Origin of the sequence: Pseudomonas syringae group sp. J248-6, assembly GCF_032586995.1 — a bacterium.
GTDB lineage: Bacteria > Pseudomonadota > Gammaproteobacteria > Pseudomonadales > Pseudomonadaceae > Aquipseudomonas > Aquipseudomonas amygdali.
Map to the genome: position 1 here is coordinate 137,749 of NZ_JAWHOP010000010.1, position 16,670 is coordinate 154,418.

Consider the following 16,670-nt stretch of genomic DNA (forward strand, 5'->3'; position numbering starts at 1 on the left):
TAGCGGGGTTGCTGTGTGAACGCACCCAGGCGCAATACCCCCCATTCTCATTACCACGCTCCGCGTGGTAATGCCGTTCTGGACGCTCTGCGTCCGATCCAGAGAGCGCGGAACAGCGCAGATAGATTCTGGGGTCTGCGATCAGCGCACATGGCCAAATCCAACCCAGATCATCGTTACCACGCTCCGCGTGGTAATGCCGTTCCGGACGCTCTGCGTCCTCTGCGTATGCTTAGCGACTGAACCGTTCGGCCAGGCTGTGCAGGTACTGCGCCATTTCTTCCAGTTCGCCGCTGATCTGCGAGCCTTGCTGCGCCTGGCTGGCACTCTCGTCGCAGAGTTGCGCGATACGGGTAATCTGCTGGCTGATGTTTTCCGCAACGTGGCTCTGCTCTTCAGACGCCGAGGCCATTTGCTGGCTCATGCCGGTGATGCGGGTCACCGACTGGCTGATGCCGTCCAGCGCCTTCTGCACGGCTTCGACGCTGGCAACGCTTTCCTGGGAGATCTGCTCGCCTTTGTTGGCGGTCTGCACCGCACGGTCGGCACCATCACGCAGCGAGGTGATGATTTGCTGGATCTGCTCGGTCGAGGACTGCGTACGGGAAGCCAGCGAACGAACCTCGTCGGCCACCACCGCAAAGCCACGCCCCTGCTCACCGGCACGGGCCGCTTCGATGGCTGCGTTAAGCGCCAGCAGGTTGGTTTGTTGAGCGATGGAGGTGATCACATCGACCACGCTGCCGATTGATTGTGTGGCGCTGGCCAGTTCACCCACAGCGTTGCCGATATCGGTGACCGAGTTGGCCATGTGCCGAATCGCCAACAGGCTTTCATCGGCCAGACCACGCCCCTGCTGCGCCAGTTTGTCGGCTTCCTCGGCGGCGTGGGCAGTGTTCTGTACATTGTGGGTCACTTCCTGAATGGTCGCCGCCATCTGATTGATGGCCGTGGCCGATTGATCCGCCTCACTGCGCTGCTGGTCCAGTGACTCGGCCTGACGCAACGACAACTGCGCAGAACGCCCGGCATGCTGGCGTACGCTCTCGCCGGTATCGGCCAGGCGCGTCAGGGCAGTTTGCAAGCGGGCTTCTTCGCTGAGCATGGCCAGATCGAGTTGCGCCTGCGGGCCACGGTTGTCGCTGTAGGTCAGCGCAACCAAAGAACTGGTGAACGCTTTGGGGTGTTCTTCGAGGGTGCTGCGAATGCTGCGGCGCTGACGCATTTCCAGAAAACCGCCCAACACCACCATCACGATCGGAATCATGATGATCGAAGGCAGATCGTCCAGCAGGTAGACGCCGACAGCGAGTGCCAGGGCGCAGAGGATCATCGGTAGCTGGCGAACCAAGTGATAGGCCGCCGAGCTGGTTGCCGACACCGCCGATTTGCCGGCACGCAGCCGTGCATACAATGCTTCTGCACGACGAACCTGATCGCGGGTCGGCAACGAGCGGACGGACTCATAGCCGACGATCCGACCGTTTTCATACACCGCCGTCACGTAGGCGCTGACCCAGTAATAGTCACCCTGTTTGGAGCGATTCTTGACCACGCCCATCCACGGTTTGCCCTGCTTGATGGTTTCCCACATATGGGCGAACACCGAAGCCGGCATATCCGGGTGGCGCACAAGGTTATGCGGCTGCCCGACCAGTTCTTCGCGGGTAAAACCGCTTAACGCGACGAAGGCGTCGTTGCAGTAGGTGATGTGGCTATTGAGGTCGGTGGTGGAGATGAGGCGTTCAGATGCCGGAAAAGTCCGTTCAGTCTGTGTGATAGGCATGTTGACGCGCATTAAAATTCACTCCGTGATAATGCTTGATATGCCGGGCGTGTGTTGAAGGTGTAGCACAACCCTTCAGGGTGGCAACCGGCAGTCCTCGTGCACTGTTATCGCCCACAAAACGCAGGGCTTTAATCACAGGCGGCAATTGCGCGTGTCGCAGAACAGCAGACGGGCATGATTGCCACGCCGAAGTTTGCGTCCTGACGAGGATGCCTGCACCATGCCGCCCCTGAACGCAACGCGACTCAAGGCACCTTATGGCACGCAACACGACATCTGCTCTGGCAGCACTGATCCGCACGTTTCGCAGGCTACTGCGCAGGGTTGCCGGTCAGACAGCGGATCAGCAAAAGCATGCGCAGCCCACCAAACCCGCAGCGCGCTCATCGCAACCGCCTGTCAAAACCAACCCCGCCAAACGCCCGGAAAAGCATCGCGAACCGGCCACACCAAAGCCGCCAGCAAAGCCCGCAGCGCCTGCGTGTCCGCACTGTAAAAAAACCATGGTGATCAAGGTGGCCCGCACCGGCAAGAATGCCGGTGAGTTTTGGGGCTGTGTGGCGTATCCGAAATGCCGGGGCATTCGACCAATCTTTCGTTAAACGCCAGACCGGTCACGCCTGCTCAGGGAAACAACGGGGTCAGCTGATGCCCGCCAACAGTTCCCGCGCCATGCGCTGATGCTCCTCGTCGGATTCGGCAATGACCTGTTGCAGAATTTCACGAGCCGACTCGAGATCGCCCTCCTCGATCAGCACCTGCGCCTGATTGATCTGGCTAAGCGGTGGTTCTTCAAGGTCCAGCAGGTCGAACTCTGCGTCGTCGCTCATGAAACTGTCGAGAAAGTCATCGCTCAGGTCGTCAGCAGCGGCAGGTGCCACCACTTCGATGGGCTCGATGACATCGGGCTCGGAGAAATCGCTGAGGAACTGCTCATCCGAGAGTTCAAAGACTTCCGGCAGTTGAGTCAGGTCCGAAGAAAAACCAGGGTCGACGTCAGCGGGCGCTGGCGCAGCAGTCGCCGCTGCTGGCTTGATGCGCGGCGGCGGGCTGTCGAACGGATCGACCAGATCCCAGTCGGCATCCATCGACAGGTCATCGAGGTTCAACTGAAACTCGTCCTGCGGATTCAGCGCCGCTGCGGCGGTTTCGTCCAGCTGCGCCGCAGGTTCAGGCTCCAGGTCGGGCTGCAGATAGGCCGCAGATTCTGGCTCGGGCTCGGTTTTCTCGAAAGACAGCGCGGTAGCCGCGACCGCAGCAGCGGGGATGACTGCCGCCAAAGGCGCAACTTCGGCGGCCTTGATTTGTGGAAAGCGGTCGCGGATGTCTTGAATGGTCTGCGGATCAACGCCGTGCTCCAGCGCTGATTGCTCTTCCCGAACAAAACCGCTGCCATCGCCCTGCTCCGCCAGCAATTCCAGCAAGCGGATGCGAATGTCATCACGCTCCGGCTGCTTTTCCAGGGCGCTGCGCAGAATGCCCATCGCCTCGGTGAAACGCCCGTAGGCGATGTAAATGCTGACGCCGTCCAGCGCATCCGGCGTAGAGCCAGCCGAACGCTGCGCTGCCGGTGGCTTGGTTGCTGCCGGGGTGGGTGGCGTCTGCACCGCAGGCTGTGGCGCAACGGCGGGCACTTCGAACACCGGAAGCATGGTCGCCTGAGCAGGCTTGATCAGTTGCTCATCGGGCGCAACAGCAGGCGCTGCGGACTGTTTGCGCTGCTGGCGTCGTTTCGAATAAGCAAACGCCACAAGCAGAAGCACAATCAACACGGCAGCAAGCAGTATCGGCAGGCTCAGGAATGAATCGGTGCCCGGCGTATCGGCAACAGCCGGCTGAACGGGAGTGGCCGGGGTTATTGCAGGTGTAGCAGGCGTGGCAGGTCGGACAGCGGATTGCGCAACGGCAAGATCACTGCGCAACGCGGTGATTTGCTTGTCCTTGCCACTCATCTGCTCTTGCAGTTCTTGAGTCTGGGCTTTGAGCGCCTCCAGCGATTGAACCAGTTGCTGGTTTTCGATGGCCGCCGCCGACAGTTGCTCGGCGGTGCGCTGCAGCTCGGCAGGCTTGGGTGACGACGCCTCCAGGCTGGCGGCAGGCGCAGCGGCACTTGGCAATACAGCGGAATCGGGCAGCAACAAATCCTGGCCAACTTTAAGCGCAGAACCGGCACCCGCCGCGAACGCCTGCGGGTTGAGCAAACGAATGCCGTCTGCCAGCTGGCTTGCCGAAACCTTGTTACCCGGCCCTTGCAAGCGGCTGGCAATGCCATTCAGGGTATCGCCATTGGCAACCGTGTAATGCTTGCCCTGCACGGCGGCCGGTGGCGCGACCGGCATGCGGCTTTCCTGTGCCGAGGCCGTCGAACGTTGCGTATTGCGACTGCGCGTGGCGGCCAGACCTTGCGGTGAGGTGGCAGGATCGAGCAGCAGGGTGTATTCGTGCAGCAAATCGCCATTCGGGCGCGCCAGCTGGACGAGAAAGCTCAGGTAGGGCTCGGTGACCGGTTTGGTGGAAACCACCCGGATCACGCCGCGATCGCCGCGCAGCACTGGGGTGAAGCGCAGGTCGTTGAGAAAGAACACCCGCTCTATGCCCGCCTTGGCAAAAGCCTCGGGCGACGCGAGCCTGGCGACAACGTCTTCGTTGCTCAGACCGCCGGTCTCCAGCAACTGGATCTCGGCATTCAACGGTTGGTTGAGCGCCGAGTGCAAGGTGATTTCACCCAGCCCCAGCGCAGACGCCAGCGTAGAGCAGGCCAGCAATGACGCCGCTATGACGCTCTTGCAAAACACCACGCGCGCCCTGCGACCTGCACCTTCGACAGCAGCCAGTGAACTCTTCAGCATGCGAACCCTTATAGAAACCACAGCAGGCTTCTCACGTAATCAGTTGGACTTCAGTATCCGTTGCACGATTATGGTTGAGAACGCCCGGCTTCGTCTCAGGATCTTTCCAGATTGGCCAGAATCTGCGAGTGCACCCGCATGCTGACGCGCAAATCTTCCTCGCTCACGCCCTCGAACAGCTCGATACGCAGCACATTGGCGATGGTTTCAATCTTTTCAATCAGTGGCAAGGCAGTATCACTGAGCAGGATCTTTTTCGCGCGTCGATCCTCGACCACCGCCTGGCGCTGAACCAGGCCCTGCTTTTCAAGACTGTCGAGCAAACGCGCCAGAGTCGGCCCTTCGACGCCCACGCTTTGCGCAAGCTCGCGCTGGGTCGGCGGTTCGGTGAAACGGGCGAGGTGCAGCAGGACCAGCCAGCGCGCCTGAGACAGGCCAAGATCGGCAAGCCGACGATCCAGTTCGGCGCGCCAGCCCCGGGTGAGATGTCCGAGTTGCATCCCGAAACGGTGTTCATCAGTCAATGGCATAAGGAAACTCATGATTCAAACTAATTATTAGCGAGCTAAGCATGGTCCTTATGTTCAGGCAAGCGCGGGACGGTGACGTTTCGTCGCACGCTGTTATACCTCAAATTCCGATTGCAACGCCGCTCGCACGCAATACAAAACGCCCTCCGGCACCCGCCCGGCAAATTGCTCGGCAATCGCCGACACCGGTGGCAGTTCTCCTTCGCCATCGAGAAAGGCATCCTGAACCTCGCCCAACAGGTCTTCCGGTAAGTCCAGTGCCTGCTCGATGGACAGCTGCTGCTTGCCGATGGCCTCGGCCAACAGGGTGTAGACATTCTTTTCCGAGCACTGCAACTGACCGGCAATCTGCGTAGGGGTCATGCCGGCACGCGCCAGGCTGATCAGCTCGTGGCGTACATCGGCCACCACCCGTGGTGCCTCGGCCTTGCCACTGAGTACTTCAAGAAAGGCCTCGCCGTAACGCTCCAGCTTGCGTGCGCCCACGCCGCCCACCCTGGCCATCTCGGCCATCGATCCGGGTTTGCTGCGCAGCATTTCCAGCAGGGTCGAGTCCGGGAAAATGACGTAAGGCGGCACGGCATGTTCCTCGGCCAGTTTGCGCCGCAAGGCACGCAATGCTTCCCACTGCTCGCGCTCTTCGCCGCGCACCAGTTGGCTCGCCGGGCTGCCGGAACTGCTCTTTGAAGTGGTTTGTGGCTTGAGGTCGCGGCGCAGTTCCAGAGTAACTTCACCACGCAGCAAAGGCCGGCACGTGTCGCTCAGGCGCAGGCCGCCATAGCCTTCAAGGTCGATGTCTGCCAGCCCGCGCGCCACCAGTTGGCGGAACAACGAGCGCCATTCGGCCTCGGTGCGTGCCTTGCCCACCCCGAACACCGACAGGTGCTGATGGCCGAAGCTTTCTACCTTGTCGTTGGATTTGCCCAGCAGCACATCGACCAGATGACCGACGCCATAACGCTGGCCGGTACGGTAGATGGCCGACAGCGCCTGACGCGCAGGTTCGGTGGCATCCCAGGTCTGCACGCCATCGACGCAATTGTCGCAATGCCCACACGGGTTGGGCATGTCTTCGTCGAAATAGGCCAGCAGGGTCTGCCGACGGCAACGGGTTTCTTCGCACAGGGCGAGCATGGCGTCGAGCTTGTGCTGCTCCAGACGCTTGTGGCGCTCGTCGCCTTCGGAGTTCTGCAACATCTGCTTGAGCATCAGCACGTCTTGCAGACCGTAGGCCATCCAGGCATCGGCAGGCAGGCCATCACGCCCGGCCCGGCCGGTTTCCTGATAGTAGGCCTCGAGCGATTTGGGCAGGTCCATGTGCGCAACAAAACGCACGTTGGGTTTGTCGATGCCCATGCCGAACGCGATGGTCGCGACCATGATCAGCCCTTCCTCATTAAGGAAGCGTTTCTGGTTGGCAGCACGGGTTTCCGATGGCAGCCCGGCGTGATACGGCAGCGCGGGATAGCCGTTTTCGCTCAGAAAAACGGCCACTTCATCGACTTTCTTGCGCGACAGGCAGTAGACGATACCGGCATCGCTGCGCCGTTCGGAGAGGAACGCCAGCAGCTGTTTGCGCGGCTGTTCCTTGGGCACGATGCGATAGAAGATGTTTGGCCGGTCGAAGCTGGACAGAAAGCGCTCGGCGTTTTGCAGGTGCAGGCGCGTGACGATTTCTTCGCGGGTACGCTTGTCGGCGGTGGCAGTCAGCGCAATGCGCGGCACATCCGGAAACAGCTCGGCCAGTTGCCCCAGTTGCAGGTACTCAGGGCGGAAATCATGACCCCACTGCGATACGCAGTGCGCTTCATCGATGGCAAACAGGGCGATTTGAAGGTTTTGCAGGAACGACAGCATGCGCGGCTGAACCAAGCGCTCCGGGGCGAGGTAGAGCATTTTCACTTCGCCCAGGCGAATGCGGTTAGCCAGTTCGCGCTGTTGCTCGGCACTGAGGGTGGAGTTGAGTGCAGCAGCGGACACACCCAGTTCATCCAGTGTGGCAACCTGATCGTCCATCAGCGCGATAAGCGGCGAGACGACCACACAGAGCCCCTCACGCAACAGCCCCGGCACCTGAAAACACAGGGACTTGCCACCACCGGTCGGCATCAGCACCAGTGCATCGCCACCGTTGGCTACACGCTCGATAATGGCACCCTGGCGACCACGAAAGCTGTCGTAACCGAAGATGTCTTTAAGTACGCGTTGTGCCTGCTCAAGCATAAAAACCCCGGAATATCCTGCTGCACTGCAAAACGGGGGAGTATACCCGAGCACTCGAGAGCAATGGATGGCTCGGACATGAGCGGTCGAAATTAACCGCAATTGGCCTGCGCGCTGGCGCCAAGGACGCTCAGGGCCTAGAATCCAGCATCGTTTATTTTCAAGGTAGCGCTTCCATGTCCTTCGCTGAGCAATTAACCCGCCTGCAAGTCTTCCTCGATGCAGATGAACTGCACGAAGAAGCACTGGACTACGTGGCCGCTCATGGCTACCTGACCGCCCTGTCCATCTGTGCCGAAGACGTGCCGGAGCGCGAGTGGATCGACGCGCTGTTCTCCGAGCCGCCGCAGTACAGCAGCGAGGCGCAACAGACAGAAGTCGAAGCCACGCTGATCGCACTCAAGGCACATATTGCCCGCCAGCTGGCGTCGGACGAAGAGTTCGAACTGCCGTGTGATCTCGACCTGGGCGACGATCCGGATGATTCGGACCTGCGTGGCTGGTGCATCGGCTTCATGGAAGGCGTGTTCCTGCGTGAAAACGCCTGGTTCGAAAGTGCCGAGGAAGAAGTCAGCGAAATGCTCCTGCCGATCATGGTCGGTTCGGGCCTGTTCGATGAGCAGCCGGAGTTCGCCGACATTGCTCAGGACGCCAACCTGATGGACGACATGATCGTGCAAATCCCCGAAGCACTGACCGCCCTGTACCTGCTCTGCCAGGCTCCGGACGAAAAGCCGGCGATCCTCAAGCCCCGCCACCACTGAGTCTGCGCCTATGGCGCAAGACCCACCGCGCACCAGCCGTCACCGGTCGGTGCGCTATCTGCTGATAGCAGTTGGCTGGTTGAGCGTGGTATCGGGCGTCATCGGTATTTTCCTGCCGGTGCTGCCCACCACGCCCTTTCTGCTGCTGGCCGCCGCCTGCTTCGCCCGCAGCTCTCCGCGTTTCTACCGCTGGCTGGTCAACCACCCGCAGCTCGGCCCGTGGATTCGAGACTACCTTGAAGGCAACGGCATCCCGCTCAAGGGCAAGGTGTACGCAATCGGCCTGATGTGGTTGAGCATCGGCCTGTCGTGCTACCTGATCGCACAGCCCTGGGCACGAGCGTTCATGCTGACCAGCGCGGTGCTGGTGACCATTTACATCATCAGGCAGAAAACGCGCCCGCCTCGCAAATGATGCCCCGCTGCGCCCGCCAGTGCCGATGCAGACAGGCACGCGGTTCAGACGATCACTTCTTCTTGTCTTTACCAAACGCCTTTTCCAGCGCCTCGTTGATCGTGCGTAACACCTTGACCCTCGCCCAGCGCTTGTCGTTGGCCTCGATCAGCGTCCACGGCGCAATTTCGGTGCTGGTGCGATCCACCATGTCGCCCACTGCCTGGCGGTAATCCGGCCATTTCTTGCGGTTGCGCCAGTCGTCTTCGGTGATCTTGTAACGCTTGAACGGGATCTTTTCGCGCTCTTGAAAACGTTCCAGCTGGGTCTGCTGATCGATGGCCAGCCAAAACTTGACCACCACAATGCCTGCGTCCGTGAGCTGCTCTTCGAAGTCATTGATTTCGGCGTAGGCGCGCTTCCAGTCGGACTCGCTGCAAAAACCCTCGACCCGCTCGACCAGCACCCGGCCGTACCACGATCGGTCAAAGATGGTGAATTTGCCGCGCGCCGGTATCTGCCGCCAGAAACGCCACAAATACGGCTGAGCGCGCTCATCCTGAGTCGGCGCGGCAATCGGCACGATAGCGTATTGGCGCGGGTCGAGTGCCGCTGCAACACGGCGTATCGCACCGCCTTTGCCTGCCGCGTCGTTGCCTTCGAACACGGCCACCAGCGCATGGCTTTTCATGCGTTTGTCGCGCATGTTGCCGGACAGGCGCGCCTGCTCAGTGATGAGCTGCTGCTGGTAGTCGTCCTTGCTCAGGTGCAGGCTCAGGTCGAGGCTGTCCAGCAGGGTCAGCTCATTGTCATGGATCGCCAGCGGGCCGACGGTCAGCGCAGCGGGCTCGGGTTCGACCTTTTTCAGTGCAGCCTGCATGCCTTCCAGCAGCAGGCGGCCAACCGTCAGGCTGCGGTAGTTGGCGTCCACGCCTTCGATCACATGCCAGGGCGCATATTCGCGGCTGGTGCGACGCAACACCCGCTCACCGAAGCGCACGAACTTGTCGTAAGTCTTGGACTGCTGCCAGTCCAGCGGGCTGATGCGCCAGCTGTGCAGCGGATCATCCTTGAGGGTTTTGAGGCGCAGCTTCATCTGCTTCTTGGACAGGTGAAACCAGAATTTGAAGATCAGCGCGCCTTCGTCACAGAGCATCTTTTCCAGGCGCTCGGCACCGCTGATGGCTTGGTCGAGCACCGCGTCCTTGAAACGGCCGTGGACCCTGCCCTGCAACATCTGGCTATACCAGTTACCAAAGAAAATCCCCATGCGCCCCTTGGCAGGCAGTTGTCGCCAGTAACGCCAAGCGGGCGGATGAGCCAATTCTTCGTCGGTCTGCTGATCGAAGGTGCGCACCTCGATCAGGCGCGGGTCCATCCATTCGCTGAGCAGTTTGACGGTCTCGCCCTTGCCTGCGCCCTCTATGCCGTTGATCAGTACGATGATCTGCCGACCGGCCTGCTCGTGCAGGTCTATCTGCGCCTCCAGCAAGGCTTCGCGCAACTCGGGCAAAGCAGCTTCGTAGGTCTCGTCGTCAATGGCATGACCGATTTCAGCGGATTCAAACATGCACAACTCCTGATTGGGGGATGGCTCAGAGAACGCCCGGTGGACAACCCTCAGTGAGCATTCTGACCACCGATTGCGGGCATCGGTCAATCCGCGCAGCAGTGATCGCACTTTTATCCTCTCACACGGCTAAAATGCGCCCACTGCCACCGCTGAGCCTGACATGACCATTACCCGCCAAGCCCGGATAGACTGGGACGAACAAGGCAACCCGCGTTCCCGCGATTTCTCCGATGTCTACTTTTCCACCGAGTCCGGTCTGGACGAGACGCGCCATGTGTTTCTGGTGCAGAACGACCTGCGTCGGCGTTTCAGCGAGCTGCCGGACGACGGCAGGCTGATCATTGGTGAAACCGGCTTTGGCACCGGGTTGAATTTCCTCTGTGCCTGGCAGTTGTTCGATGAATGCGCGCCAGCCGAGGCGCGTCTGCATTTCGTCAGCGTCGAAAAATACCCGTTGAGCCGAGCCGACCTGCAACGCGCGCTGGCATTGTGGCCGGAGCTATCAACGTTCGCCCGGCAATTGCTCGACCATTACGTAGCCGTGCATGAAGGTTTTCAGCGCCTGATATTCGATAACGGCCGCGTGACCCTGACCCTGCTGATTGGCGATGCGCTGCAGATGCTGCCGCAGTTGGATGGGCAGATTGATGCGTGGTTTCTCGACGGGTTTGCGCCAGCGAAAAACCCGGAAATGTGGACACCCGAACTGTTTGCCGAGCTGGCGCGGCTGTCTGCACCGAACGCCACAATAGGCACGTTTACCAGCACCGGCTGGGTGCGCCGCTCGCTGAACGCAGCAGGCTTCAAAATGAAGCGGGTGCCGGGCATCGGCCATAAATGGGAAGTGCTGCGCGGCACGTTTATCGCCTGGCCAGAAGACGTGGCGCACCCGGCTGCTGCCAAGCCCTGGTTCGCCCGCCCCGCGCCGACTGGCGGCGAGCGCAAGGCACTGGTAATCGGTGCTGGGCTGGCAGGCTGCGCCACCGCGCAGAGCCTGGCGCAGCGGGGTTGGCAGGTCAGCCTGCTGGAGCGCCACGCCGCACCCGCGCAGGAAGCATCCGGCAACCCGCAGGGCGTGCTGTACCTGAAGTTATCGGCGCATGGCACAGCGCTTTCACAGTTGATCCTCAGCGGTTTTGGCCACACGCGAAGGCTGCTTGAACGCTTGCAGCGCGGAGTCGACTGGGACGCTTGCGGGGTGCTGCAACTGACCTTCGATGACAAGGAAGCGCTGCGTCAGAAACAGCTGGCCGATGCCTTCCCCGAATCTCTCCTGCACCTGCTCGACCAACCGGCGGCCGAGGCGCAAAGCGGCGTTGCGCTGAACAGTGGCGGGCTGTTTTACCCCGAGGGCGGCTGGGTTCATCCGCCTGCGCTGTGTCACGCACAGGCCGCGCACGCCAATATCCGTCTGATCGCTCATCAGCAGGCATTGGAGCTGAGACGCGTCGATGATCAGTGGCAGGTCTGGAGTGACGAACAGTTGATCGACAGTGCTCCGGTCGTGGTGCTGGCCGGGGCAGCTGATATCCAGCAGTTTTCGCAGAGCGCCGACTTACCGCTCAAACGCATCCGCGGGCAGATCACCCGTTTGCCGCAGACTCAGGCCAGCACGGCATTGCGCAGCGTGGTGTGCGCCGAGGGTTATGTGGCTCCGGCGCGTCTAGGCGAACATACGCTCGGGGCCAGTTTCGATTTCAACAGCACCGATCTGACGCCGAACCTGGCCGATCATCTGGACAATCTGGGGCTGTTGCGGGAGATTTCCGAAGACCTCACTTCGCGCCTCGAGACCGCCGATTTGTCGCCCGAGCAATTGCAGGGTCGCGCAGCCTTTCGCTGTACCAGCCCGGATTACCTGCCCATCGTCGGTCCGCTGGCCGACCGCGAGGCGTTCGTGCAGGCCTATGCCGCGCTGGGCAAGGACGCACGTCAGGTGCCGGACGTCGCCTGCCCGTGGCTGGACGGCCTGTACGTCAACAGCGGCCATGGTTCCCGCGGGCTTATCACCGCGCCGCTGTGTGGCGAACTGATCGCCGCCTGGCTCGATAACGAACCCCTGCCCTTGCCGCGTAGCGTTGCCGAAGCCTGTCACCCCAATCGGTTTGCCCTGCGCGGGTTGATTCGCGGCGGCGGGAAGTAGCCTTATGATTGTCGTTCGGGAATGCTGGTCGCGACGCTCTGCGTAGCAAAGAGGACGCAGAGCGTCCTGAACGGCATGACGACGCGGAGCGTCGCACGATAGCTGATATCTAGTCGCGACGCGCTTGCGCTCAGGCGCTACTCTTGAGTTTCTGTCAGAACGATTGGGCCGCTCATGCTGCAAGTGCGAAACGTATTCAAGCGCTACACCACGGCACAGGGACAGCTGGATGTCTTGCGTGGTGTCGATCTGCATCTGATACAGGGCGAAAGCCTGGCGTTGATGGGCGAATCCGGCAGTGGCAAAAGCACCTTGCTGCATCTGGTCGCGGGCCTTGATCAGGTCGATGACGGCAGCATCGAGGTTGCCGGCCAACGCCTGGACTTGATGAACGAAAGCCAGCTGGCGAACTGGCGGCGGACCGAAATCGGCCTGGTGTTTCAGCAGTTCAACCTGATCGGCAGCCTGAAAATCGCTGACAATCTGGCGTTCCAGGCACGACTGGCCGGGCGATTCGATGCGCTCTGGCAGACGCACTTGATCGAGCGTCTGGGTCTGGGCACGCTGCTGAATCGCTATCCCGAACAGCTCTCCGGCGGACAGCAGCAACGAGTGGCGATAGGCCGCGCCCTCGCTTCTCGACCCGGCCTGCTGCTGGCTGACGAGCCCACCGGCAATCTCGACGAGACCACCAGCGACGAAGTGCTGCAACTGCTGCTGGATGTGCTCGCCGACAGCCCTACCAGCCTGTTGATGGTCACCCACAGCCCGCGGGTCGCTGACCGACTGGGGCGCAAAGTGGTACTGCATCTCGGACGTCTGGCTGTCGAAGGCGAGCGCTGATGCGGGTTTTCTATTGGACCCTGCGCGCCCTGCTGAGCCATTGGCGTCGTCATCCGGTGCAGTTTTTCAGTGTGCTGACCGGCTTGTGGCTGGCCACCGCGCTGCTTACCGGTGTGCAGGCGCTCAACAGCCAGGCGCGGGAAAGCTATCAGCGTGCCAGCCAGTTGATTGGCGGCGAGCCGCAGACCCATATTACGGCCAGCAGCGGCGGGCTGTTCCCGCAGGCATTGTTTATCGAGTTGCGCCGCGAAGGCTGGCCCGTATCGCCCATGCTGCAAGGCCGTATCGTGCTTCAAGGGCGCGAAGACCGTCGCCTGCAACTGATGGGTATCGAGCCGGTGACTTTGCCGACCGGCTCGCCACTGGCCGGGCAGACGCTGAACGCCGAACAGGTCGTGGACTTCCTCACGCCGCCGGGCATGACCTGGATTGCGCCGCAGACCCTGCAAGCGCTGGGGCTCGAAGAAGGCCAGCAGCCGTTGACCGAAACCGGTGTTCCGCTGCCCCCCTTGCACGCCAAACCCGACATGGCGCCCGGCGTTTTACTGACTGACATAGGCTTTGCGCAACCGTTGCTGGGCCAGCCGGGGCAATTGTCCGGAATGCTGCTGGCCAAGGATTTTGCCCGGCAGAACCCTGCGCTACCGGCAGCCCTGAATGACCTGCTGGTGATCAAGAAAAGCGGCGAAGAAAACAATCTGGAGCGCCTCACCGAAAGCTTCCACCTGAATCTGAATGCGCTCGGGGTGCTGTCCTTTATCGTCGGCCTGTTTATTGTCCACGCGGCCATTGGCCTGGCCCTTGAACAGCGTCGTGGCCTGCTGCGCAACCTGCGTGCCTGTGGCGTCAGCGCACGCCTGTTGATAGCTGCGCTGGGCGTAGAGTTGGGCGCACTGGCTCTGTTGGGCGGTATTTTCGGCGTGGTCAGCGGCTATCTGCTGGCCAGCCTGTTATTGCCGGATGTCGCGGCCAGTCTGCGCGGCTTGTACGGCGCGGAAGTCGCCGGCCAGTTGAACCTCAGTCTGTGGTGGTGGCTGAGCGGTATCGGCCTGAGTCTGCTTGGCGCGTTGCTGGCCGGTGCCAATAGCCTGTTGCGGGCTGCGCGCCTGCCGTTGTTGGCACTGGCCGATGCCCAGGCATGGCAGCAAGCGCATGCGCGATGGTTGCAGCGCCAGGCGTGGGTGGCGGTGCTGGGCGCGTTGGTGGCCGTGAGCGCGCTGTTATTCGGCACCAGTCTGATGCTGGGGTTTGTGATGATGTCCGCCCTGCTGCTCAGTGCCGCGCTGGCCCTGCCGGTTTTACTGGACGCCATGCTTGGCGGTCTGTTGAAGCGCAGTCGCTCGGTGCTTGGGCAATGGTTTCTGGCGGATTGCCGTCAACAGTTGCCCGCCCTGAGTCTGGCGCTGATGGCCCTGCTGCTGGCGATGGCCGCGAACATCGGCGCAGGCAGCATGACGTCGGGTTTTCGTCAGACGTTCAACAGTTGGCTGGAGCAACGCCTGACCGCCGAACTGTATGTCAGCCCGCAGAATCCGGAGCAGGCCGAGCCGCTGAACACCTGGCTGAGCCGGCAACAGGATATCGGCGCCGTGCTGCCCAACTGGCAAGTGCCGGTGCAAGTCCAGGGCTGGCCAGCGGACCTGTTTGGCGTGATCGATCACGACACCTATCGCCAGCACTGGGCGTTGCTGGAATCCGTCGCCGGTGATCCGTGGAATCTGTTGCGCGATGAAGACACAGTCATGCTCAGCGAACAATTGGCCCGCCGCCTTCAACTGGGGCTGGAAGATACGCTGAGTATCCCGGTACCCACTGGCAAGTGGACCCCGCGCATCGTCGGGATCTATGCCGACTATGGCAACCCCAAGGGCCATCTGCTGGTCAACTCCCGGCACCTGCTCGCTCACTGGCCGCAATCGATGCCGGTGCGTTTCAACCTGAGAGTCGATCAGGCGGCAATCCCCTCACTGGTCACCCGGCTGCAAGAGCGTTTCAAGCTGGACGATAATCACATCATCGATCAGAGCCAGCTCAAGGGCTGGTCGAGCCAGGTCTTTGAACGTACATTTGCCGCCACTGCCGCACTCAACAGCCTGACACTGGGCGTGGCTGGCGTGGCGCTGTTCATCAGCCTGCTGACTCAAAGCCAGAGCCGCCTGGGGCAGCTCGCCCCATTGTGGGCGCTGGGTGTCACGCGACGGCAACTGATGCTGCTCAACCTGGGACAGACCTGGCTGCTGGCGGTCCTGACACTGGTGCTCGCGCTACCACTGGGGCTGTTACTGGCCTGGTGCCTGGATGCGGTGATCAACGTTCGCGCCTTTGGCTGGCGCCTGCCGCTGCAGGTGTTCCCGCTGCAACTTATGCACTTGATGGCACTGGCGATGCTGGCGACTTTGCTGGCCTCGGCCTGGCCGCTGCTGAAGTTGTATCGCAGCCGTCCAGCGGATCTAATCAGGACATTCGCCAATGAACAATAAATGGCTGATGCCGCTGGTCGTCGCAATGCTGCTCACCGCCTGCGACGACAAACCGCAACCTGAAAGCGGTTTCGCCGGTCTGGGCAATACGGCCGACAGCTATGCGCAGGTGACACCCGGCAAGGTCTTTTCATTCCCGCAGGACCACGGCCAGCACCCCGGCTTTCGTATCGAGTGGTGGTACATCACCGCCACCCTCAAGGACGACGCGGGCCAGCAGTTCGGCGTGCAGTGGACGTTGTTTCGCAATGCCCTGCGACCCGGCCAACAGACCGGCAGCGGGTGGAATGACGGCACGATCTGGCTGGGCCATGCAGCAGCCACATCGAGCAGCGGCCATTACGTGGCAGAGCGTTACGCACGGGGTGGAGTCGACCAGGCAAACGTGACGTCGGTGCCCTTCTCGGCGTGGATCGACGATTGGGCATTCACCAGCACTGCTCAAACCGGAGACCCGCTCGCATCGATGCAACTCAAGGCAAGCGGCAAGGACTTCCGCTACAACCTGCACCTGACCTCCAGTAAGCCGCTGGTGTTGCAGGGCGAACAAGGCTACAGCCAGAAATCGGAAGCGGGCCAGGCGTCGTACTACTACAGCCAGCCATTCTTCGACGCCAAAGGCAGCGTAGTAATTGAAGGAAAAACCTATCAGGTCACCGGTAATGCCTGGCTGGACCGGGAGTGGAGCAGCCAGCCACTGACCGCCAATCAGAGCGGCTGGGACTGGTTCTCGCTGCAACTGGCAGGCGGCGACCGCTTGATGCTTTACCGCATCCGCCACAAGGAAAGTACACCCTACCTGACCGGCAACTGGATCAGCGCCGATGGCACCACCCGGATGCTGCACGCCAATGAGATCAGCCTGGAGCCACTGAAAGAAACATTGATCGGCGAGCATAAAGTGCCCACCCGCTGGAGAGTCAGGGTCCCCGGCAAAAACCTGGACATCACCACCGATGCGCTGAACCCGGCCGCCTGGATGGGCGTGAGCATTCCCTACTGGGAGGGGCCGGTGAGGTTCAGCGGGAGTCAGGAAGGCGTGGGGTATCTGGAGATGACCGGGTATTGAGCACTCCGATTAG

Annotated in this window: 12 protein-coding genes and 1 pseudogene; 7 read left to right on the plus strand and 6 right to left on the minus strand. The window is 61.4% G+C overall.

Annotation, left to right across the window (positions count from 1 at the left end; all coding sequences use genetic code 11):
• Positions 1 to 232: 232 nt before the first annotated feature.
• Together RYC17_RS15120 and RYC17_RS26970 are read right to left on the minus strand one after the other, a co-directional pair.
• Positions 233 to 1,267 carry a methyl-accepting chemotaxis protein gene (locus RYC17_RS15120; protein WP_410478316.1) on the minus strand — a complete coding sequence of 345 codons (1,035 nt, stop codon included), beginning with the start codon at positions 1,265 to 1,267 and terminating at the stop codon, positions 233 to 235.
• Positions 1,268 to 1,516: 249 nt separating this feature from the next.
• Positions 1,517 to 1,798 (minus strand): annotated as a pseudogene (locus tag RYC17_RS26970) (PAS domain-containing protein); the annotation flags it as partial.
• 248 nt (positions 1,799 to 2,046) lie between these two features.
• Here RYC17_RS26970 and RYC17_RS15125 point away from each other — a divergent pair.
• Positions 2,047 to 2,391 (plus strand): topoisomerase DNA-binding C4 zinc finger domain-containing protein, encoded by a 345-nt coding sequence (locus RYC17_RS15125; RefSeq protein ID WP_219169875.1) that lies wholly within the window; start codon positions 2,047 to 2,049, stop codon positions 2,389 to 2,391.
• Positions 2,392 to 2,430: 39 nt separating this feature from the next.
• On the opposite strand, the gene RYC17_RS15130 is transcribed toward RYC17_RS15125, so the two are convergent.
• The 3 genes from RYC17_RS15130 to recQ form a co-directional block, all read right to left on the minus strand.
• On the minus strand, positions 2,431 to 4,638 hold the full coding sequence (locus RYC17_RS15130; protein WP_316889546.1) for a FimV/HubP family polar landmark protein: 2,208 nt from the start codon (positions 4,636 to 4,638) through the stop codon (positions 2,431 to 2,433).
• A gap of 95 nt (positions 4,639 to 4,733) precedes the next feature.
• A complete protein-coding gene (locus RYC17_RS15135) occupies positions 4,734 to 5,168 on the minus strand; it encodes a MarR family transcriptional regulator (RefSeq protein WP_002552570.1) in 435 nt (144 codons plus the stop codon).
• A 93-nt stretch (positions 5,169 to 5,261) separates the two neighbouring features.
• Positions 5,262 to 7,391, minus strand: a complete 2,130-nt coding sequence (gene recQ, locus RYC17_RS15140; RefSeq protein WP_005746239.1) for a DNA helicase RecQ — start codon at positions 7,389 to 7,391, stop codon at positions 5,262 to 5,264.
• A 176-nt stretch (positions 7,392 to 7,567) separates the two neighbouring features.
• On the opposite strand from recQ, the gene RYC17_RS15145 reads away from it, so the two are divergent.
• Complete coding sequence (locus tag RYC17_RS15145) at positions 7,568 to 8,155, plus strand: YecA family protein (protein WP_002552569.1); 588 nt, start codon at positions 7,568 to 7,570, stop codon at positions 8,153 to 8,155.
• Between the two features lie 10 nt (positions 8,156 to 8,165).
• Complete coding sequence (locus tag RYC17_RS15150) at positions 8,166 to 8,570, plus strand: YbaN family protein (RefSeq protein ID WP_058400161.1); 405 nt, start codon at positions 8,166 to 8,168, stop codon at positions 8,568 to 8,570.
• A gap of 52 nt (positions 8,571 to 8,622) precedes the next feature.
• Here the strand turns inward: RYC17_RS15150 and pap are convergent, their stop codons facing one another.
• Entirely contained in the window at positions 8,623 to 10,119 is a 1,497-nt protein-coding gene (gene pap / locus RYC17_RS15155) for a polyphosphate:AMP phosphotransferase (protein ID WP_058400160.1), read from the minus strand.
• A gap of 163 nt (positions 10,120 to 10,282) precedes the next feature.
• Here pap and mnmC point away from each other — a divergent pair, with 163 nt between their 5' ends.
• The 4 genes from mnmC (at position 10,283) to RYC17_RS15175 (ending at position 16,657) form a co-directional block, all read left to right on the plus strand.
• Positions 10,283 to 12,265: a bifunctional tRNA (5-methylaminomethyl-2-thiouridine)(34)-methyltransferase MnmD/FAD-dependent 5-carboxymethylaminomethyl-2-thiouridine(34) oxidoreductase MnmC gene (gene mnmC, locus RYC17_RS15160; RefSeq protein WP_316903639.1), complete on the plus strand. Its 1,983-nt coding sequence runs from the start codon at positions 10,283 to 10,285 to the stop codon at positions 12,263 to 12,265.
• A gap of 174 nt (positions 12,266 to 12,439) precedes the next feature.
• Positions 12,440 to 13,108, plus strand: a complete 669-nt coding sequence (locus RYC17_RS15165; protein ID WP_058400158.1) for an ABC transporter ATP-binding protein — start codon at positions 12,440 to 12,442, stop codon at positions 13,106 to 13,108.
• A complete protein-coding gene (locus RYC17_RS15170) occupies positions 13,108 to 15,588 on the plus strand; it encodes an ABC transporter permease (RefSeq protein WP_316889551.1) in 2,481 nt (826 codons plus the stop codon). The genes RYC17_RS15165 and RYC17_RS15170 overlap by 1 nt, the downstream gene beginning before the upstream one ends.
• Positions 15,578 to 16,657 carry a lipocalin-like domain-containing protein gene (locus RYC17_RS15175; protein WP_316889553.1) on the plus strand — a complete coding sequence of 360 codons (1,080 nt, stop codon included), beginning with the start codon at positions 15,578 to 15,580 and terminating at the stop codon, positions 16,655 to 16,657. Before RYC17_RS15170 ends, RYC17_RS15175 begins: the two co-directional genes overlap by 11 nt.
• Positions 16,658 to 16,670 lie beyond the last annotated feature (13 nt).

Excerpts from the sequence above, each read along its gene's own strand:
- RYC17_RS15120 (WP_410478316.1), bottom strand. The coding sequence starts at position 1,267 with ATGATTCCGATCGTGATGGTGGTGTTGGGCGGTTTTCTGGAAATGCGT.
- RYC17_RS15125 (WP_219169875.1), top strand. The coding sequence starts at position 2,047 with ATGGCACGCAACACGACATCTGCTCTGGCAGCACTGATCCGCACGTTT.
- RYC17_RS15130 (WP_316889546.1), bottom strand. The coding sequence starts at position 4,638 with ATGCTGAAGAGTTCACTGGCTGCTGTCGAAGGTGCAGGTCGCAGGGCG.
- RYC17_RS15135 (WP_002552570.1), bottom strand. The coding sequence starts at position 5,168 with ATGCCATTGACTGATGAACACCGTTTCGGGATGCAACTCGGACATCTC.
- recQ (WP_005746239.1), bottom strand. The coding sequence starts at position 7,391 with ATGCTTGAGCAGGCACAACGCGTACTTAAAGACATCTTCGGTTACGAC.
- RYC17_RS15145 (WP_002552569.1), top strand. The coding sequence starts at position 7,568 with ATGTCCTTCGCTGAGCAATTAACCCGCCTGCAAGTCTTCCTCGATGCA.
- RYC17_RS15150 (WP_058400161.1), top strand. The coding sequence starts at position 8,166 with ATGGCGCAAGACCCACCGCGCACCAGCCGTCACCGGTCGGTGCGCTAT.
- pap (WP_058400160.1), bottom strand. The coding sequence starts at position 10,119 with ATGTTTGAATCCGCTGAAATCGGTCATGCCATTGACGACGAGACCTAC.
- mnmC (WP_316903639.1), top strand. The coding sequence starts at position 10,283 with ATGACCATTACCCGCCAAGCCCGGATAGACTGGGACGAACAAGGCAAC.
- RYC17_RS15165 (WP_058400158.1), top strand. The coding sequence starts at position 12,440 with ATGCTGCAAGTGCGAAACGTATTCAAGCGCTACACCACGGCACAGGGA.
- RYC17_RS15170 (WP_316889551.1), top strand. The coding sequence starts at position 13,108 with ATGCGGGTTTTCTATTGGACCCTGCGCGCCCTGCTGAGCCATTGGCGT.
- RYC17_RS15175 (WP_316889553.1), top strand. The coding sequence starts at position 15,578 with ATGAACAATAAATGGCTGATGCCGCTGGTCGTCGCAATGCTGCTCACC.